At 59.0% G+C, this 18,495-nt stretch carries 17 protein-coding genes; 4 read left to right on the plus strand and 13 right to left on the minus strand.

Going from position 1 to position 18,495, the window contains the following annotated elements:
* The first annotated feature begins 62 nt into the window (after positions 1–62).
* Entirely contained in the window at positions 63–575 is a 513-nt protein-coding gene (locus ACFO3S_RS16490; RefSeq protein ID WP_378098444.1) for a L,D-transpeptidase, read from the plus strand.
* Here the strand turns inward: ACFO3S_RS16490 and ACFO3S_RS16495 are convergent, their stop codons facing one another.
* Both ACFO3S_RS16495 and ACFO3S_RS16500 read right to left on the minus strand, forming a co-directional pair.
* Complete coding sequence (locus ACFO3S_RS16495) at positions 576–2,411, minus strand: ABC transporter ATP-binding protein (RefSeq protein ID WP_378098447.1); 1,836 nt, start codon at positions 2,409–2,411, stop codon at positions 576–578.
* Positions 2,392–4,146, minus strand: coding sequence for an ABC transporter ATP-binding protein (locus tag ACFO3S_RS16500; RefSeq protein WP_378098449.1), 1,755 nt, complete (start codon positions 4,144–4,146; stop codon positions 2,392–2,394). The genes ACFO3S_RS16495 and ACFO3S_RS16500 overlap by 20 nt, the downstream gene beginning before the upstream one ends.
* Positions 4,147–4,326: 180 nt before the next feature.
* Here ACFO3S_RS16500 and ACFO3S_RS16505 point away from each other — a divergent pair, with 180 nt between their 5' ends.
* Positions 4,327–4,971, plus strand: coding sequence for a peptidylprolyl isomerase (locus tag ACFO3S_RS16505; RefSeq protein WP_378098452.1), 645 nt, complete (start codon positions 4,327–4,329; stop codon positions 4,969–4,971).
* 95 nt (positions 4,972–5,066) lie between these two features.
* Here ACFO3S_RS16505 and ACFO3S_RS16510 read toward each other — a convergent pair whose 3' ends face one another.
* A complete protein-coding gene (locus ACFO3S_RS16510; protein ID WP_378098455.1) occupies positions 5,067–6,125 on the minus strand; it encodes a stalk domain-containing protein in 1,059 nt (352 codons plus the stop codon).
* Between the two features lie 160 nt (positions 6,126–6,285).
* On the opposite strand from ACFO3S_RS16510, the gene ACFO3S_RS16515 reads away from it, so the two are divergent.
* Positions 6,286–7,248, plus strand: a complete 963-nt coding sequence (locus ACFO3S_RS16515) for a DNA-methyltransferase (protein ID WP_378098458.1) — start codon at positions 6,286–6,288, stop codon at positions 7,246–7,248.
* A gap of 98 nt (positions 7,249–7,346) precedes the next feature.
* Here the strand turns inward: ACFO3S_RS16515 and rnhA are convergent, their stop codons facing one another.
* Together rnhA and map are read right to left on the minus strand one after the other, a co-directional pair.
* Entirely contained in the window at positions 7,347–7,985 is a 639-nt protein-coding gene (gene rnhA, locus ACFO3S_RS16520) for a ribonuclease H (RefSeq protein ID WP_378098461.1), read from the minus strand.
* 33 nt (positions 7,986–8,018) lie between these two features.
* Positions 8,019–8,765: a type I methionyl aminopeptidase gene (map, locus tag ACFO3S_RS16525; protein WP_378098463.1), complete on the minus strand. Its 747-nt coding sequence runs from the start codon at positions 8,763–8,765 to the stop codon at positions 8,019–8,021.
* A 278-nt stretch (positions 8,766–9,043) separates the two neighbouring features.
* Here map and ACFO3S_RS16530 point away from each other — a divergent pair, with 278 nt between their 5' ends.
* Positions 9,044–10,216: a ParB/RepB/Spo0J family partition protein gene (locus ACFO3S_RS16530; RefSeq protein WP_378098466.1), complete on the plus strand. Its 1,173-nt coding sequence runs from the start codon at positions 9,044–9,046 to the stop codon at positions 10,214–10,216.
* Positions 10,217–10,308: 92 nt separating this feature from the next.
* On the opposite strand, the gene ACFO3S_RS16535 is transcribed toward ACFO3S_RS16530, so the two are convergent.
* From ACFO3S_RS16535 to ACFO3S_RS16570, 8 genes are all read right to left on the minus strand, one after another.
* A complete protein-coding gene (locus ACFO3S_RS16535; RefSeq protein WP_378098469.1) occupies positions 10,309–11,334 on the minus strand; it encodes an ABC transporter substrate-binding protein in 1,026 nt (341 codons plus the stop codon).
* A gap of 129 nt (positions 11,335–11,463) precedes the next feature.
* Positions 11,464–13,008: a helix-turn-helix domain-containing protein gene (locus ACFO3S_RS16540; protein ID WP_378098472.1), complete on the minus strand. Its 1,545-nt coding sequence runs from the start codon at positions 13,006–13,008 to the stop codon at positions 11,464–11,466.
* A 303-nt stretch (positions 13,009–13,311) separates the two neighbouring features.
* Positions 13,312–14,310, minus strand: a complete 999-nt coding sequence (locus ACFO3S_RS16545) for a hypothetical protein (protein WP_378098475.1) — start codon at positions 14,308–14,310, stop codon at positions 13,312–13,314.
* Complete coding sequence (locus tag ACFO3S_RS16550) at positions 14,300–14,881, minus strand: sigma-70 family RNA polymerase sigma factor (RefSeq protein WP_378098478.1); 582 nt, start codon at positions 14,879–14,881, stop codon at positions 14,300–14,302. Before ACFO3S_RS16550 ends, ACFO3S_RS16545 begins: the two co-directional genes overlap by 11 nt.
* Positions 14,882–15,004: 123 nt before the next feature.
* Positions 15,005–15,757: a CPBP family intramembrane glutamic endopeptidase gene (locus tag ACFO3S_RS16555; protein WP_378098481.1), complete on the minus strand. Its 753-nt coding sequence runs from the start codon at positions 15,755–15,757 to the stop codon at positions 15,005–15,007.
* Positions 15,750–16,973, minus strand: coding sequence for an MFS transporter (locus ACFO3S_RS16560; RefSeq protein ID WP_378098484.1), 1,224 nt, complete (start codon positions 16,971–16,973; stop codon positions 15,750–15,752). The genes ACFO3S_RS16555 and ACFO3S_RS16560 overlap by 8 nt, the downstream gene beginning before the upstream one ends.
* A 263-nt stretch (positions 16,974–17,236) precedes the next feature.
* Positions 17,237–17,848, minus strand: a complete 612-nt coding sequence (locus ACFO3S_RS16565) for a TetR/AcrR family transcriptional regulator (protein WP_378098487.1) — start codon at positions 17,846–17,848, stop codon at positions 17,237–17,239.
* Between the two features lie 180 nt (positions 17,849–18,028).
* Positions 18,029–18,229, minus strand: coding sequence for a hypothetical protein (locus tag ACFO3S_RS16570; RefSeq protein WP_378098490.1), 201 nt, complete (start codon positions 18,227–18,229; stop codon positions 18,029–18,031).
* Positions 18,230–18,495: the final 266 nt, after the last annotated feature.

The following is an 18,495-nucleotide window of genomic DNA, read 5'->3' on the forward strand; positions in this document are numbered from 1 at the left end:
CCATTTTTCCCGAGCTGACGCATATATAGAGGAGTCAGATCTTTTTCGGGAGGGCGATTGACATGAAGAAGGCCTTGTGGCTGCGAGTTCTGATGCTCCTGTCCGTCCTGTTCCTCGTTCCGGCCGTCGCCGCTGCGCAGACCGAATCGGTGAAGCTGGACCAGAAGTACGCCAAGCACGAACAGTTCATTCTGATCGACAAATCCTCGAACAGGCTCCATTTTTTCGAGAAGGGCAAGCTGATCAAGTCGTTCTCGGTCGCAACGGGAAAGAAGCCTTCCTACACGCCGGAAGGCTTGTTTACCATTCGTGAGAAAATCAAAAACCGTCCTTATTACAAAGAAAACATTAAAGGAGGCGACCCCAAAAATCCTCTAGGAGACCGCTGGCTCGGCCTGAAGGTGACCGTCAACGGCAAAACCTCTTACGCCTACGGCATTCACGGCAACAACGACGAGAAATCGATCGGCAAGTACGCGTCCGCCGGCTGCATACGCATGCACAACAAGGAGGTGCGCTGGCTGTACGACCGCGTCGACACCTCCGTCCCGGTATTGATCGTCAAGAAGCTTTAACTACGACAGCTGCAGATGGCCGCGAACCATTTCGCTGTACAATCCCGATTCGGCCAGCAGCTGCTCGTGGGAGCCTCGCTCGATCAGCCTGCCGTCCTTCAGCACGAGAATCTGATCCGCGCGGCGAATCGTATTCAGCCGATGGGCGATAACGAAGCTCGTCCTGCCCTCCATCAGCCGCTGCAGGCCCTCCTGTATTTTAATTTCCGTGACCGTATCGATGCTGCTCGTCGCCTCGTCCAGCACCAGGATGGCCGGATCGGCCAGAATCGCCCTGGCGATCGCGAGCAGCTGCTTCTGGCCTTGGCTGATGCCTCCGCCGTCCCCGTGCAGCACTTTGTCGTACCCGCCGGGCAGGCGGTCGATGAAGGAGTGGGCGTTCGCCAGCCTGGCGGCCCGCTCCACCTCCTCGTCGGTCGCCTCCGGCTTGCCGTAGCGGATGTTGTCGCGAATCGTTCCCTCGAACAGGAACGAATCCTGAAGCACGAACGCCATATGGGAGCGCAAGCTTTCCCGCCGGATCGTCCGAATGTCGCGGCCGTCGACCGCGATCGTCCCCGAGTCGGCCTCATAGAAGCGCGAGAGGAGCTGGATGAGCGACGTCTTGCCCGCGCCCGTCGGCCCGATAATCGCAATCGTCTCCCCCGGCTTCGCCTCGAAGCTGATTCCCTTCAGCGTCTGCTCTCCCGGTGTATAGGAGAAGGAGACATCGGAGAACGAGACGGCGCCCCGGACCGCATCGATCGGAGAAGCGCCGGCTTCATCCGTCATCTCGTCCTCCTCGTCCAAAATTTCGAATACGCGCTCCGCCCCCGCGATCGCCGATAGCAGCGTATTCCACTGGTTCGCCAGATCGTTCAGCGGGCGCGTGAACTGACGGGCGTACTCCACGAAGACGACGATGACCCCGACCGTGATCGACCCGCGAATGACCAGCAGCCCGCCGACGCCGACGATGATCGCATAGCTCAAGTTGTTCAACCCGTTCATCAGCTTCGGAATGAAGCCCGAGATCGCCTGCGCCCAGTAGCCGGATTGCTTGATCCGGGCGTTCCGCTCGCCGAACTCGCGAATGACGGCCTCCTCTCTGGAGAAGGCTTTTACGATGCGCTGGCCCGACAGCGTCTCTTCGATGTAGCCGTTCAAATCGCCAAGGTTGCGCTGCCGCTCCTTAAACAGGACGCTCGTCCTTCTCGTAATCCACTTCATGCCCGCCGACATCAGAGGAACGACGAGAAAGGTCAGCACGGTCAGAAGCGGGCTGAGCGCCAGCATGACGACGACGGTGCCGACGAGAATCAGCACGCTGGAGAAAATCTGGATCGCCGAGCTGTTCAGCGTGGAGCTGACGTTGTCCATATCGTTGGTCATGCGGCTCATCAGCTCTCCGCGCTGCCTCTTGGCGAAGAACGGAATCGGCAGCCGGTGCAGATGCCGGAACAGATCGAGCCTCATCCGGTATACCGTTTCCTGAGCGACCGAGATCATCCATACGTTCTGCAGCCAGGCGGCGACGGAGCCGAGCGCGTATACGGCGGCCAGCGCCGCGAGAAAGAGCAGCCAGGGCCTCCCGCCTTCCCCCTCCAGGTAGCGGTCGATCGCCACTCCGATCATATAGGGACCGAGCAGGGAAAGGCCGGAGCTGATCAGCACCATGAACAGCACCAGACTCAGCATCGCTTTGCGGCGAGCCAGGTAGCCCCAGATTCGCTTTAACGTCGCCTGCCAGTTTTTCGCCTTTCGCGCCGGATGCCGGACGTCTTCCTTCGCGAGCCCCCGCTCGACCAGCGCGCGCGATCTCGGATAACGAAGAGGCTCACTTAGCGCTTTTCGCATGGGACTCCTCCTCTCCGTACTGCGATTCGTAGATGCGGCGGTACAGCGGGTGCTCGGCCAGCAATCGGCTGTGGCCGCCCTGCGCGATCAGACGGCCGTCGTCCAGCAGCAGAATCAGATTCGCCTCCGATGCGGAGCTGATCTTCTGCGTCACCAGGAACGTCGTGCAGGCCATCCCTCCCAACGCCCGCAGCAACGCGGCTTCCGTGCGCACATCCAGCGCGCTCGTGCTGTCGTCCAGCAGCAGAATCGCCGGCTTGCGCACGAGCGCGCGGGCGATCGAGATACGCTGCTTCTGCCCGCCGGACAGATTGACGCCTCTCTGTCCCAGCATCGTATCGTAACCCCGGGGAAGGCTCGCGATCGTCTCGTGAATCTGGGCCGCCCGGGCCGCTTCCACAATCTCCTCCTCGCTGGCGTCCGGAGCGCCCCAGGCGATGTTGTCGCGAATCGTGCCCGTAAACAGCACGACCTCCTGCGGCACGTAGCCGACGGAGTCGCGCAGCCGGCGCGCGTCCCATTCGCGTATGTCTCTCCCGCCGATGCGAATGACGCCCCGTTCCTCCTCGTACAGGCGCACGATCAGCTGCACCAGAGAAGATTTCCCCGCTCCCGTCGCGCCGAGGATCGCTACCGTGTCGCCCGCCCTTGCCCGGAAGGAGACGTCCTCCAGCGCATAGGCTTCCGTGTCGGGATACCGGAAGGACACGCGATCGAACTCTACGCTTCCGTCGACGATGCCGGCCGGCTCCTCCGATCCGGCGGGACGGCTTCCGGTCTCGCCGGCTCCGGGATTCTCCGTGAGCAGCGTCTCCTCGATCCGGCCGGCCGAAGCTTTCCCTCTGGAGAATGCCGCGACCAGCATCGACAAGGCCGATAAGGCGCCGGCCGTTCGCAGCGAATAATTGACGATGGCCACCACCTCGCCGGTCGTGGCGCTCCCGGTCTGAACGTCCAAGTGGCCGAACCACAGCACGGCAATAATGCCCGCATTCATAATCAGTACGATAAAGGGCTGCGTAATCTCCGTCAGCCGCTGGGCAGACGTCGAGCTCTGCATCAGCTCGCCGCTGTGCCGGGCGAAGCGCTCGGCCTCCCTCTCCCCCCGCACGAAGACGCGAATGAGGCGCATCCCCGACAAATTCTCCTGCATGACGCCGTTGACCGCATCGAGGCGAAGCTGCACTCTGCCGAACAGCGCGGCCGCCTTCTTCACCATCCATAAAATGAAAAGCACCAGAACCGGCACGGTCAGCAGCAGCAGAAACCCGAGACCCGGATGCACGATCAGCGCCATGATCATGCTGCCGATGACGACGAGCGGAACGCGCAGCATAAACCTGAGACCCATAAATACGGTGTCCTGCACCTGCGTAACGTCGTTCGTCAGCCGGGTGATCAGCGACGAAGGGACGAAGCGGTTAAACACCGAGTATGTGAACGCTTGCACATTCCCGTAAAGCTTCTCGCGTACGTCGTACCCGAGACTTTGGCTCACGTGGGCTGCATAGAACGAGCTCAACAGGCCGGCTCCAAAAGCCAGCAAGGACCCTCCGACGAGCACCGCCCCCCACCAGACGACAACCTGCGCGTTGCGCGGACCGATGCCGTCGTCGATGATTTTGGAGATCAGCATCGGCTGAACCAGCTCGACGGCCAGCTCCACCAGCATTAGCAGAATCGCCGTAACTGCGGCCACTCGGTATTTGCCCAGCACCTGAAAAATCGATCTCATGATTCCCTGTCCTCCGATTATGCCTGAACGGGCTGCGCCGTCCGTTTCCACACCCCTATGTCAGCCTATACATATGATCGTCTTTCTATTTTAACCTTTCTCGCCGCCGGATGACAGTGGAATCCTGCACTTGCAAATGGTATGATACGAATGGATATCGTGGACAAGGGGGACATCAGCTTGACATCGAGACGTCGACGTTTGTCCGTATCTCTAATTGCGGTATTCGCGCTTCTGTTGATCGCAGCGGGATGCGGAGGCAAAGAAAAGGAGGATTCTACATTGGGCGGACCAGACACTACAGGCGATAATCCGATCGTTACGATCGAGATGGATAGCGGCAAAACGATCAAAGCCGAGCTCTATCCGAAAGTCGCGCCGAACACGGTTAACAACTTTATTTCTCTCGTGAACAAAGGCTTTTATGACGGGACGATCTTTCATCGCGTCATTCCCGGCTTCATGATCCAGGGCGGCGACCCGGACGGAACGGGAATGGGCGGTCCGGGCTATTCGATCGAAGGAGAGTTTACGCAAAACGGCTTCCAGAACGACTTGAAGCACACGACCGGCGTTCTCTCCATGGCCCGGGCTCAGAATCCGAACAGCGCCGGCTCCCAATTTTTCATTATGGTCGCCGACTCTCCCCATCTGGACGGCGCTTACGCCGCCTTCGGCCAAGTTATCGAGGGCATCGAAGTCGCCCAGGAGATCGTCAACACGTCCAGAGGCGCCAACGACCGGCCGAAGACGCCTCAGGTCATGAAGAAGGTCACCGTGGACACCCGCGGAGCCGCCATTCCGGAGCCGGAGATCATCAACTAATTGCAATTCAACAGGGCCATGCCCGCCTAATGGATCGACTCCTGGCGGCATGGCCCTGCTTCTTCCTCCCAAGTCGTCGGGGAAGGAACGCTAGCTTATCGGAAAGCGGAAAAGGGAGTTTCGAATTCCGGCATTCCCGCCGCGTACGGCGTATATTCGTACTCGCTGAAATAGACGACGACGCCGTTGTGCTTCAGGAAAAAGTCGCGGTCCGGCTCGATCGTCTTGAACGGATTCAGCAGGACGATGCCGCGCGCCTTGATCTGGCGCTGAATGGTATCGTTGATAATCGACACGTAATTCCCGTTGCCCTCCGTCACGTCCTTCAGCGTCAGCAGCTTGCCCGTCTTCAGATCGAACGTGTAGGGCACGCGGGCAGTCAAGCCGTGGGCCCCGCCCGTATAGCTGTGATAGTCCACGAACAGGCTCAGCCTGTCCTGCTCGTTGTAGGTGACCGTATACGTGCCTTCGAACGACACGTCGTAAGAGGCGTCGTCTTCCTCCAACGCGTTGGCCAGCGTCGTCCGGGCGAGGTCGGCGTTCAGCTCCGCGTCCTTCTTCAATACCTCGTTAATCGCATTCTGGACGTCCTCCCTCGCAAAGCCCGAGAGGACCGGATAGTGAACGCGGATCGACTTGCGCCCTTCGATCTCCTGAATCGTCCCCGTCGTCACCCGCAGAGCGTTCTCCTGAATCGCCTCGATCCCGATCTCCTTCGTCTCCGGATCGTAAGAGACGCCGTACCCCATGCGCTCCAGCAAAAACCGGAACGGAACATAGGTCGTGTCGTTGTGCAAAATGGCCGGCAGGCCATAGATTCTCTGGTCGTTCAGTACCGCGCTCCCGTCGATCGTATTCAAGGCCAGCTCCCGATCGCGGCCGGTCACGGTCACCGTCTTGCTCTTCTGATCCCAGCGCGTATTCAAGCCGATCAGATCGTTCAAGCTGCGGACGGCCACATAGGTCGTATGATCCGAATTGATCGCCGACAGCGAGACCCGGTTGCCGTTCACTTCGACCGGTTGCTCGATGACCGCGTACTGGCTTGCCGCCGCTTCGGCCAAGCCCTCCGGCTGCAGCGACGGCACGGCGGCGGCGGCAACGGCCAAGATCAGCGCCGCCTTCATTCCCGCCTTGCGTATCGTTGATTTCATTCCATTTTCCTCCCTACTGATGAAGGCTTCCCTCTTATAGACGCAGCTTCTGTCGAAAGGGTTCAATTCTTCCCGTGAAATAGACTTATAGATTGCCGGGTCCCGGATCTGATATGATAATGAAAACAGGTAAGACCGATCGGTAAGGCGGTGCTGCTGCTTGTCCCATGACGAAAGAGAACGGGCGAAAAGAAACAAAACGATTACGCTCAGCGACGCTGAAAGGGCGGAATACCGCTCGAGGCTCCTCACGCTGACGGCGCCGGCGGAGCCCGAACAGCTGCTGGGCCGCACGATATGCCAGAATCTGTTCGAGGCGGTCGACTATTTGCCGGATGCGTTCGTGGATTTGCTGTTCGTCGATCCTCCGTACAATTTGACGAAAAATTTTAACGGAAACACGTTTAACCGCATGAATCCCCGGCAATACGCCGATTGGCTGGACGGCTGGTTCTCGAAGCTTATGCGCATTCTGAAGCCGGATGCGACCGTCTACGTATGCGGAGACTGGCGCTCGAGCCATTCCATCTTCGAAGTCGCTTCGAGCTACTTGAACGTCATAAACCGAATTACGTGGGAACGGGAAAAGGGCCGAGGCGCGCTCTCCAACTGGAAGAACGCCTCGGAAGACATCTGGCACTGCACGAAGTCCGGAGACTACAAGTTTTACGTCGACCGCGTGAAGCTCAAGCGAAGGGTGATCGCGCCGTACCGGACGGCCCAAGGCGAGCCGAAGGACTGGGACGACGAGTCGGACGGCAAGTACCGCTTGACCCACCCGTCCAATCTGTGGACCGATCTGACGGTCCCCTTCTGGTCGATGGCCGAGAACACCGACCATCCGACGCAGAAGCCCGAGAAGCTGCTGGCGAAGATCATCCTGGCCAGCTCGGACGAACACGACGTCGTGTTCGACCCCTTCGGGGGCGCAGGGACGACGGCCGTCGTCGCCAAGAAGCTGAATCGGCGGTTCGCGAGCGTCGAGATCGACGAAAGCTACTGCTGCCTGACCGAGAAGCGGCTGCGGATGGCCGAGGAGGACGCTTCGATCCAAGGGTATTCGGACGGCGTCTTCTGGGAGCGGAACGCGTTCCCTCACGTCCGGCACGCTCCCCGCCCGTAGCGTCCCGATTCCGGCTCCGCGCCAGCGGCAGGCGCGGTGCCCGTCTGCCGGACTGTTCCCCGCTTCCGGTTCGGGAGAAGCTCCTCCGCCCCCCGCCGCTACTTCCGCCCGTAGTCCGCCTTAATCTCCCCCCACTCCTTCGTCTGCCATTTCAACACCTTGTTGGGGTATTCGTTCGTTCTCAGCCAGCGGACGGCCCGGTCGACCAGGTCCCAGATTTCCCGGGTCGATTCGTCGCGGACCAGCGTGGACGACACTTCCTTCTGCTTCACCCATTTCAGCGCGTTGGCCGAATCGCTGTACACCGTTTTGGCGCTTCCGCTTTTCTTCAGATAAGCGAGCGCGTGTACGATGGCGAGAAACTCGCCCAGATTGTTCGTCCCCTTCGAGATCGGACCGACCGAGAAAATCACCTCGCCCGTCCGCGTGTCCACGCCTTTATACTCGACGGGTCCCGGGTTGCCTTGCGTGCCTACGTCTACCGAGATGCTGTCGTAATCGATCTTGCCGGGAGGGGCGGCGGACGCACCCGCCGCGCCCGCGCCCCCCGACGTCTTCCCTCTGCCCCAATGCTTCTTCCAGCCTTCCCGATAAGCCTGTTCCGCGGCGGCCTTCGACTCGTACGATTTGTACTTTGCTTCGTCGAACCGGTCGATCTGCTCCTGGCATTCCTTCCAGCTCGCATAGACCCCCGGCCGGCGCCCCACCCATACGACATAGTGCTTCGACTTCGTCATGTATCGCTTGTCTCTCCCGTTCCGGCAGCGGCGTTAACACAAGGTTGTGATCATCGGTTTGCCGTTCGTAATGATAATCGTATGCTCGAACTGCGCGACTCGGCTGCGGTCGGGAACCTTCAGCGTCCATCCGTCCGGCTGCGGGTCGACATAGGTCGCTCCGGTGGAGACGAACGGCTCGATCGTAATGACCTGGCCGGCCTTCAGAATTCGCCGGTCTCGCGGCTCGAAATAGGGCAGGATTTCGTACGGTTCTTCGTGAAGTCCCTTGCCTACGCCATGGCTGCACAGGTTTTTAATGATGCGGTAGCCGCCCCGCTCGGCCTCCTCCTCCATCGTTTTGCCGATTCGGTTCAGCTTCATGCCGGCTTTCAGATCGGAGATCACCTTCATCATCGTCGCATGAGCATGCCGGCAGAGCCGGTCCACTTCGACGGAGACCGGAGCGACCTGAAACGACTGGCCGGCATCCGCATAGTAGCCCCCGAGCTCCGCGGACACATCGATGTTCACCAGATCGCCCGCCTGAATGATCCGGTCTCCGGGAATGCCGTGTGCGACTTCCTCGTTGACGCTGATGCACGTATAGCCGGGAAATCGGACGTCCTTCATCGGAGCGGACGAAGCCCCGTGCGACAGCAGCACGTCCCGTCCGATCAGGTCGAGCTGCTTCGTCGTCATACCGGGTCGGGTCCGCTTTTTCATTTCTTCTATCGTCAGCGCCACGATTTTACCGATCTTCATCAGGCTGTCGATATCGTGGGGAGTTTGTGCCGTCATCCGCCGATCCTTCTTTCCGTTAGCGAATCGTCGTTCGCTTCTCTTCTCCTAACCTTACAACTTTTAGCCCTTTTGCTCAACTTTGCGCACCATGAAGACGCAGCACAGGATCGCTCCGGCGTTCGCCGCAGCGATCAGAATGCCCATCGGCAGCGCGTTCGCGCTTCTATCCTATTCCGGCCGGGACAAAACAGCAAGACGTATCGCAACGATCTATTATATAATACAGATGTTCCCACTGGTTCGTCCTACCAGAATTCATAGACAGGAGACCACGCATGGACATCATTCCGATTCCTACTCATCTGATCGATGAAGATAAAGAGCAGCCAAGGTACCAGTTCGACGACGAAGCTTTGCAGGAGCTGATGAACAGCATCGGAGAGCTCGGACTGCTGTCGCCGATCAAAGTTCGCAAGACCGGGGACGGGCGCTACAAAATCATTTACGGCAACCGCCGCTACAAGGCTTGCGCCGCGCTCAACCTGGCAACCATTCCGTGCATCGTGTCCGAAGCGACGGACGAGATGGAAATCTACCTGGAACAAATCGCTGAGAACTTGACGCGGCAAGGGTTCTCACCGATTGAGGAAGCCGAGGCGTTCAACAAGCTGCTGACCGATCCGAAATTCAGCAGCTCGATCAAGTACTTGTCCAGCAAGCTCGGCAAGCCGGAGTCTTACATCAAGAACAAGCTGGATCTGCTGAAGTTCAGCCTCTCCGTCCGCCAACGGATTTCCGCCGGCACCGAGATCAAGAAGGGCCGTCTGACGGAAGACCAGCTGATGCCGCTCAAGGATTTGCCGATGGAGTACCGCGACTCCCTGGCGCTCATCATGGCCGAGGACGAGATGGCTGTGAGCGACGTGAAGAGAATCGCCCGCCTGTTCAAGGACAAGGAGATCTCGGACGCGACGAAGGGCAAGCTGCTGTTCAAGACGGGGTACCAGCTTCTCGAGACGTGGTCGACTTACGAGCATAACCGGAAGGAAAAAGCGAGAAGCGCGACGCCGAAGGAAGAGCCCTATACGGCGGCGGAAAGCTCGTCCGAGGCGGCGACGTCGGCGGCGAGCGGGACGGACGCGCGCGGCGAGGATGCGGCGGCAGGCAGCGCGCCCCGAGGCGGCGGACAGGCGAAGCCGAGATCGAGGCCCGCTTCGGAAGCGGTCCAGCTCGCCATGCCTGCGCCAGCCGGGGAAGACGAAGACGGACCGGCGCCCGGGACTGATGAGGAGCCGTCGTCCGGAAGCGCCGTCGAGGATATGCTGAATCTGCTGCTGGCCACTCTGCCTGCGCCCAGCCATCTGTCTCCGGCAGATCTGCCGGAGCTGGAGGGCGTCGAGCTGCAGCAGTTCTCGCGGGACGTGGACACGCTGATCGCGGATCTGGAGCAGCACTTGGCCGAGTGGCGCTCCGTGAAGGACATGTTAAGCCCCCGAGCGTCGTTATAACATCGGCACGCCTACACTATGCAAACTTCGACGCAGAATCGCGTTTTTGTCGGAGGTGATTCAGAGAAGTATAGCGAATTTTATCGCGCAATCTATCGGTTAAGCAGCTTATCCGCAATAATGTCCAACTGGCCTTGCCAAGAGAATGGATCGCTGAACGTGAAAATATCGTAGTCGACCTGATAAGCATAGCCGCTCTTCACAGCGGGGAGGTTTTTCCAGATCGGACTGTCGTATACCGTATCGGCCCCCGCGCTGTCTCCGAGCCAGGGAGCGGAGAAAATAATGTCCCCCGCCAGCTCCGGCAGGCTTTCCAGGCTGGCGAGGAAAAATCCCTTGCCCTCCTCGAACGACTGAGCCGCCTTCTCCGGCATGCTCAGGCCGAAGTCGCCGTACAAAATCTCCGTGCCCCGGCCGTACCCTTGACGAAACAAATAAATGCCCTTGGCTGAAGGATACATAACGGACACGGTCCGCCCCTGCACCGCCGCTTCGATCTCCGGCTTCAGCGCCGCAATCTGCTCGTCCCAGCCCTGCAGCCACGCCTTCGCCTCGTCCTCGCGCCGGGTCAGCGTCCCGAGCGCGAGCAGCAACTCCCGGTTGTTCATCGTGCTCTCGAACGTCACGATTGGAGCGACCTTCTCCAACAGCTCCAAATTTTTCAACACATGAATGGCCACGATCAAATCCGGCTTCAACTCCAGAACCTGTTCGATCGACGGCTCCGTCGGGGCGTTCTCTCCCAGATCGACCGCTTGCTTCAGCTTGTCGGTCAAGTAAGGATTGCCCAGGGTAAAATTCGGCACGCCCACCGGCGTGACTCCGAGCGCCAGCAAATAACCCGCATAATTCGGAGCCAGTGCGACGATGCGCTCGGGCCGCTCCGGAACCTCCACCGTACCGTTGGCTGCGGTGAACGTCCGCAGCCCGGCTTCGGCCTCCGGCGCGGACGGCGCTGCTTCTCCGCCGCTTTCCGGCGTCTGCTCCGCCAAACCGGGAGAAGCCCCTCCCGAAGCCGAGTTAGCCGGATCCGCTCCGTTGCCGCATGCCGCGACCAAGAGAAGAAGAACGATAACGGTCATGCCCGTAAAGTAACTTTTCCATCCTGCAAATCTCACTTTTCTAGCGCCCCTTCGCCTACAATTGAGAATGATTATTATCCTCAGGGCCTAGTATAAGCCTGCCGGGGAAACCTTGTATATGAATCGAGCGGACAACTATTGTGCGCTTTTCGGACAAAGCTTTCATTATATCGGAAGTTTCTCCAGCCGATCGAGAATGACGCCGTGATTGTGCGCCGTATATTCGAACCAAGGGCCGATCGGAACCAGCTCGACTCGGCCGACTCTCACCGCAGGATGCCTCCTCCATGCGCTCGTGCCGCGCAGCAGGCTCCATGTATGAAGCGAGTGGCGATCCTCCGACAGCAGCAGCACGATGCGGTCGCACGGACAGCCGCCCAGCTCTTCCGAAGTTACGGCTTCGAAGCACGGATCGGCCTCAGCCCTGTGACGTGCCGGCTCGAACGGCCGGCCGACGCCTCTCCATCTGTACAGCCGCTGCCGGTCGATCATGAGCAGCAGCTTGCCCGTCAATCGTTCGCAGACCTCCTCCGCCTTCTCCTCGTAAGAGGCAAGCCATTGTTCGGCTTCCAACGCTTTGTCCAGGAACGCCGCCGTCATCAGCAAATGCTCGCTCCAGCTTCGTGTCCGCCACGGAATAACCAACGACGGAGCGATTTCTCTCAAACCTTGCTGAAAATCGTCCGTGCCGTAAGCATCGATAGCGAGGATTCTGTCCGGCTTCGCAGCCAGCAACGTTCTGCGGTTCGCTTCGTTATTGTGATGCAGCGGATACAGCACCTCTTCGCGATACCTGCGACGATAAACGTCGGTCCATTCATGATCGATAGGCGCGGCGAAAGGAATGACGCGCAATGGCAGCAGCTGGCCGATATTGGGGAAGCTGCAGGCAGCTACACGAAGCTTGCGATTACGGACGTATACCGCTGGCGGAATGCCCGTTTTCGCTTTAAACGTCCTCCGAAAATGGCTCTCATCCTGATAGCCGACCTGCCGCGCGATATCCGACACCGGCTGCTTGGCCGCCAACAACCGTTTCGCTTGCGCCATGCGCAGCTCCGTCACATACTCGGTTGGACTGACGCCGAATCTTCCCTTGAACTCGCGCCGCAAATGCCGCGAGCTTATTCCCGCCTGCTGCGCCAAATGCTCTATCGACAGATTCTTGCAATAATCTCGCTCCAACTGATGGCGGACCCGTTCAAGCGCTTCGTTCAGCCCGTTATCGACAGGCGCTTCCCGCTGCTGCGGCAGCAGATAGACAATTTTCTGGAACACGGCCTGACTGCGCAGCCGCTCCCACGAATCCGGCATCCGCCAATATTGATACGCCTTCTCGAACAACGGCATAAGTTCGGCCGTTAATGGATTCGACAAGGTTTTTGTCCCGCAATCTCCGGCGATTCGCCGCATAGCCGCATCGCGCGCGACATCGTCCCCCTCCATCTCGAACAGCAGCAAAATAGTTTCGTCCGCCTCCGTCGCGACGCTTTGCATATAAGTCACGTCCCGGCCCGGAAGAGAGATGAAAATGTCGCCGCGAGTTAGCGCGAGAAGACGATTCTCCACCGTTAGCCGCATATCGTCCCGGTTGACCGCGATCAGCAGACAAGTATCCGGCCGATCCGGCAATCTTCCGATCTCCTTCATCCGCGCGACAAGTCTGAGCTTGAACCAGACATCGCCGCCGACGTATCGATCCTCCGTCATTCGCCTCTTCTCCTCCAAAATGGGAAATGCAGCCCTGCGTTTCGTTCCGACAGGTTTATCCGCATTTTAAATGAAAATGATTATCATCGTCAACGCTGACTCCGTCGGCTTCCGCTTCGCAGCTTGCAATCATCCCAATCGTTAAGGCCGGTGCGCTGCAGCAGGCGGCTCGCCATAACCGCCGGTTCCGACCGCGTGCCGGCGTTCTTGGGCGACAGCGGCGACCAGCCTCCCTTCAGCAGGAGCTCGCCGACTCCGTTCGTCAGCGCTTGGCGGGCCCACGGGCTGACGTCTCCCGAACCTTTAAGCGGCCGGCTTTTCTTTGATTTCCCGCGAAATTGCGGATTCCGCTAAGGCGAGCAGTTGCTCCTTCGTGACCGCGTCCGAGGAACTGCCGACGGTGTAAAGAACGGAGGCCCCCTCCTGAGTGTCGATCCAGCTTACGCTCGTATAGCGGTTTGTCTCGGTGTACAAATATTCGTCGTTCACGGCGTACAGCGCTTCCCGGCCGTCGCTCAGCCGGATTTTCTCCTGCGGTGCCCGGGTCAGGCCGACAAGCTTCGCTTTCTCCTCGAACACCTGGGCGGAGAAGGTCAGTTCACGGCCTCCCGCATCCCGGTAAGTGGTCGTATAAGCGGGAAATGGCTCCTCCTCCCGTTCGATTTTCTCCCAGGCGATCGCTTTGCCCTGCTCCGCCACCTCGGCTTGCAGCCGTCTGACCGTCTCCAACTCGAACACGCTTCCTCCATACGCCGCCTCATCCTTGCCGTCAACGAAGACAAGTCCGTTCTTCTCCGCGTCCGGAAGCACGAGCTCCGGCACGAGCCGGGCCAATCGTTCCTTCCATTCCCCGTAGTCCTTGAACAGATAAGGATTGCTTGCGTATTCCGCGTAAAACAGCCCTTTGCTCCTGTAGTCCGGCAACAACGATTCAATCTCCGGGGAGTAGACGAGAGCCTTCTCTCCGACCGCTAACTGGCTACTTACCGTCTGCAACTGGCTGCGCACGAGGCTAGCAGTGCGCGCGTCGAAGCGGAGCTGCTCGTTCAAGGACATTTCCAGACTGAAGCGGTCGTCTCCGAGCCGAACGAAGTATTGCGCGGTAAATCCCATGATCAGCAGCGCAAGCAATCCGGCAATCGTCCACTGCAACGATCTTCGGCGCAGCCTGGAGCTTCTTCTCGGCTTCGCTTCAAGCAGGCGATCGATCTTGGCTCTCGCGCTCCGATCCGCCGAGAGCGGAACGGAGATGTTCTCTGCCGCCTGTCGATAAGCGGCCTTCAGGTTTTGCTCAATCCGCATGATACGCAGCCTCCTCAAGGTACGTGTCTTGTCCGATCCACTGGCGCAGCTTGCCGATCGCCGAATGATGCCTCGACTTGACCGTGCCGACCGGGATGTCGAGCGCCTCCGCGATCTCCTCGAGCGAGTACTCGCGATAGTGCCGAAGCACGACGACTTCTCTGAGCTTGTAGGGCAGCCGGTTGACCAGTGCGAGCAGCTCCGAGCTAGATTCATTGGCGATCGCCTGCTCCTCCGCCAGACGGCCGGCCGGCGAAGAGGCGGCTGCCGCGCTCACTCGTTCGAAGAGCCGCGTTCCGCGCCACAGCTTGCGCTTCCAACTGCTTGCCTGCCGAGCCGCGATTCCGTTGAGCCATTTGCGAAACGGCTGATCCCGCCGGTAGCCGGGCAGCGATCGGTGCAGGTTGAGATACACCTCGCTCATGACATCGCCGGCATCTTCCTTGTCGTTCAGCAGAAAGACAAGCAGGCGATAGACGTCGTCCTTGGTCAGCTCGTATACGCGGCGAAAAGCATCCGGATCTCCCTGGATCATACGATCGAGCCATGGTTGAAATTCGTGATCCTGCATAGGCGCCTCCTAAGTGGGTCTCGCCCTATATTGGCCCGATGCGGCAAAAAGGTTCGAATTCCCGTTATCGCTGTATCGGCTCAATCCGGTACACGCCTTCCCCTTCCTCGCGAATGTACTTGGTTATTCAACTCTTTTCCTCTCAAACGGGTACCATAACACATGGAAAAGAATATGGACGATCATCGCCGCAATCAAGCCATCATGATACAGCAGATAGCCGCAGAACAACGTAACCCAGAGGTTGCCCAGAACGGCCGTCCAGATCAGCAGCGGCGTCGGTTTGGCGCCCAGCTCAAGGCCGCCGGGCAGATGCGCCAGACCGAACACGAGCCCGCTTGCGAGCAGGGCGATCCAGAACGAAAGCGTCGGTTCGAGAGACAGGGAGACCAGCCCCCACAGGATGAAAGTAAGCAAGCCCCAGCGAAAAATCACTTCCTCAACGATGCCGCCGGAGGTCACTCTGACCCATAATCCGAGCCGCCGATTCATGCTTTCCCAAATGTGTAACGTCTTCGGATCCAACCTCTTCCTTAGCCAACCGTAGTAGGCGAGCAGCCAGCCAAACGAGCAAACGACGCCTCCGAGAGCACCGGCGCCAAGCTGGGAAAGCAGATCCGAGCCTCTCCATACGCCCTGCGCCAATCCTTCCAGAAATTCGTCCCGAATGCCCGCCTCCGGTCCCTTATAGGTCCCCGCCATGGCGCTGGCGATGACAATCGCCGTCGTCTGAACGCCCGAAAGAATCGCGAGCGACTTGACGGACAATTTATTGTCCGGCTTCTCGGCAAGCAAAACGCCCGACGCGGCGCTCATGGCCCAAATGCCGGGAACGCACAAGCCGACCAGAATCATAATCAAGAGGAGATCAGTCATGCGAAACGACTCCCTTCGTTTCCTTTACTCGGGAAGCTTGCTGAACGAAACGCAGCCCGAACGAGGGAATAGCGGATAAAACGCATAGGACAGCCGCCGCGAAGTAAGCCGCCATTACGCCTGCGTTGTGGCTCAAAGGGCCTGAGGCCGACGTCCCGATCAACAGCGCTCCCATGGAGAGCGGGGTGACGATGCCGCTTACTCTTCCGACCATCTCGCTCGGAATTTTCGCGATAACATAGCTGCCTACCGCCGTATTGAGAATCGCGAGCAGGATCCCGTTCGCGAATCGGAATCCTCCCGTCAGCACGGGCCAGACCGACAACGCTTCGACAACGTAAGTCACCCCCAGGAAAACCACTGCCGCAGGAAACAAATAGCGGAAGTTCAGAAGTCCCGCAAAGCCGGCCGCGATGAGCGCTCCCAACAGCAAGCCAAGGCCGTCGGCCGCCGCGAACCACTGCACATTGTCGGGAGACAGTCCGAGCCTTTCCGTCACGATAAATATTTCGAGCGGCTGTACCAGTCCCGCTCCCAATCCGATCAGGGCAAAGGAAAGAAACAGTCTCTTCAAGCCGCTCTCCGACCGAACGAAACGGATGCCCGCTCTCATATCGTCCCGAAGAGTACCGGAGACCGGCGAGGCGGGGGCTTGGTCTCCGGGCAGAAACGACAGCACCGCCGCGGACAGCAGGAACAGAATCGGCAGGGCGATCAGCGAAGCGTTCAGACCCGCCCATTGGTAGATCGCCGTGCCTACGACCGGTCCCAGAATGAGAAACAGCGAGCTCATGCTCTGAGTCAATCCGATTGCCGCAGGAACCTGCTCCTCCGGGATGCGGGCCTTGAATATTTTGGCGGAAGATGGCTGCGAGAACTGGCTGAGAACAGCCGACAGAAAAACGGCGGCGTACAACGACTGCCATGCGTCCGCGGCAATGAGCGCCAGAATGATCAGAATGGAGGCCGCGCTGAGCAAATCCCCCGCGATCATCGTCCGCTTCGGGTTCCATCTGTCCGCGAACAGCCCTCCGACGATGGAGAAAACGAATATGGGCGCATACTCGACGATGGACAGCAAGGATACGGCGAACTTGTCTCCGTTCGTTCTCTCCAGAACGTAGTACAGCAAAGCCATGTTCCGGATCCAGATCGCCAGCTGCTGCAGCAGATCGGACACGAAAATGTGCCGGAACGTCCGATTTTTGAATAGCATCATCAACCCTCCAAATGGACCGACCATCCGGTCTAATTAATCGATATAAAAAATCCAAGCTTCTACAGTCTATACAGGTTGAACCCATGAGTATAGAGGTCCGTTCCATTCCGAAAGGGATGGCTTGCCGGCTTCAGACAGCCTGTTGAGTTTCTTGGATGGATTAGACCTTTATCGGTGAGAAACTCAAAGTCAGAACTCGCGGCAAACCATTCCCTTTCTCCATGGCTTTCTGCCTACTCAAGTCGCGTCTTTGGTTCAACCTATAGAGTCGCCTTGGCGCGAATGCCTTCCAACAACAGGCGTACCGCATCCCGGTAATACTCCCTGACCTTATCCTGCTGTTTGGCGAGATCGGGCGCGTAGTAAAGCTTGCCTAGCCCTTCCAGCATGCTGCTGACGAGAATGACCGACCGATCGAGGTCCCCGCGCGCCAGTTCCCCCTTCTCCATGCCTTCGCGCAGTACGCTGCGGCACGCTTGCGAGTTGTTGTCGGAGATGCGCAGCAGCCGGTCGAAAACTACGTCGGTAATGGCGCGACTCCGGGCAAACTCCTCCTGAGCCGCGAGCAGCGGATTCTGGAAATCGCTGGCGTAATGCTCGGCCAGCGCGTAGAGCTGCTCCTCCACTGTGGCTGCCCCCTCCCGGATCCGCTCCCATTCGAGGCTCCACCGCTGCGAATCCTCTTCAATCACTTGAAGGAACAATTCCTCCTTGCTCTTGAAGTGGTGGTACAAGCTGCCTTTGCTGACTTCGGCCGCCTCGCACACCTCGTTCATCGATACCGCTCCGTAGCCTTTCCGGATAAACAGCTCCTTCGCTGTGGCGGTAATCCTTTTCTTCGTTTCCTCTCCGTCGGATCGTCCTTTGACCATGGTTCAACCCCCTAGACCGACCGGTTGGTCTAATTATAAGCGAACAGGAGCGGACTCTGCAATAGCCTTCCGTCCGTTCGAGCGAATTCGCCGGTTCGCGCGATGCGACTTAGCGTCGGCAGATCGCCCCTGCGGCGCTTGCCGCCGGGCGGAGGCCCCCTGTCTCGGCCTGGCCGAAGCTTACTTCAAAATCTCCTTAACCCGTCTTAAGGGAAGCCCCGTATGCCGCACGACGTCCATGAGCGTTACGCCGGGATGGCTCTTGACGTAATCTTTCACGAGATGAGACTCCGCGATATAAATTTGCTGGCATTCCTTGCAGAGCGTATCCGGCTTCTGCACCTGCAGCTTGCCGCACCTGCCGCAATTGATCAGTTCCATCGTAGCCCACCCTGGTGTTAATCGAGTCTCTCACCGTGACTTTTCGTTCATGGCCTACTTTCAACCTATATAGTATCATCGGTTGAAATCCGGCTCATCATTAGGCGAAAAGAACGAAGGCCGCCCCTGAGCCGCAAGACCTAGACAGTGGGCTGCCTTCGTTCCGCTGGCGAACGATGGTCCATCTGTCCATCCGTAGGAAGCGCAAGGCCGCGGTGTAGCCCGATGCGACTGCGGAGCGACGACGCAGGGCTCCGTCAACCAAA

The organism is Cohnella hongkongensis (genome assembly GCF_042654645.1).
Taxonomy (GTDB): domain Bacteria; phylum Bacillota; class Bacilli; order Paenibacillales; family Paenibacillaceae; genus Cohnella; species Cohnella hongkongensis.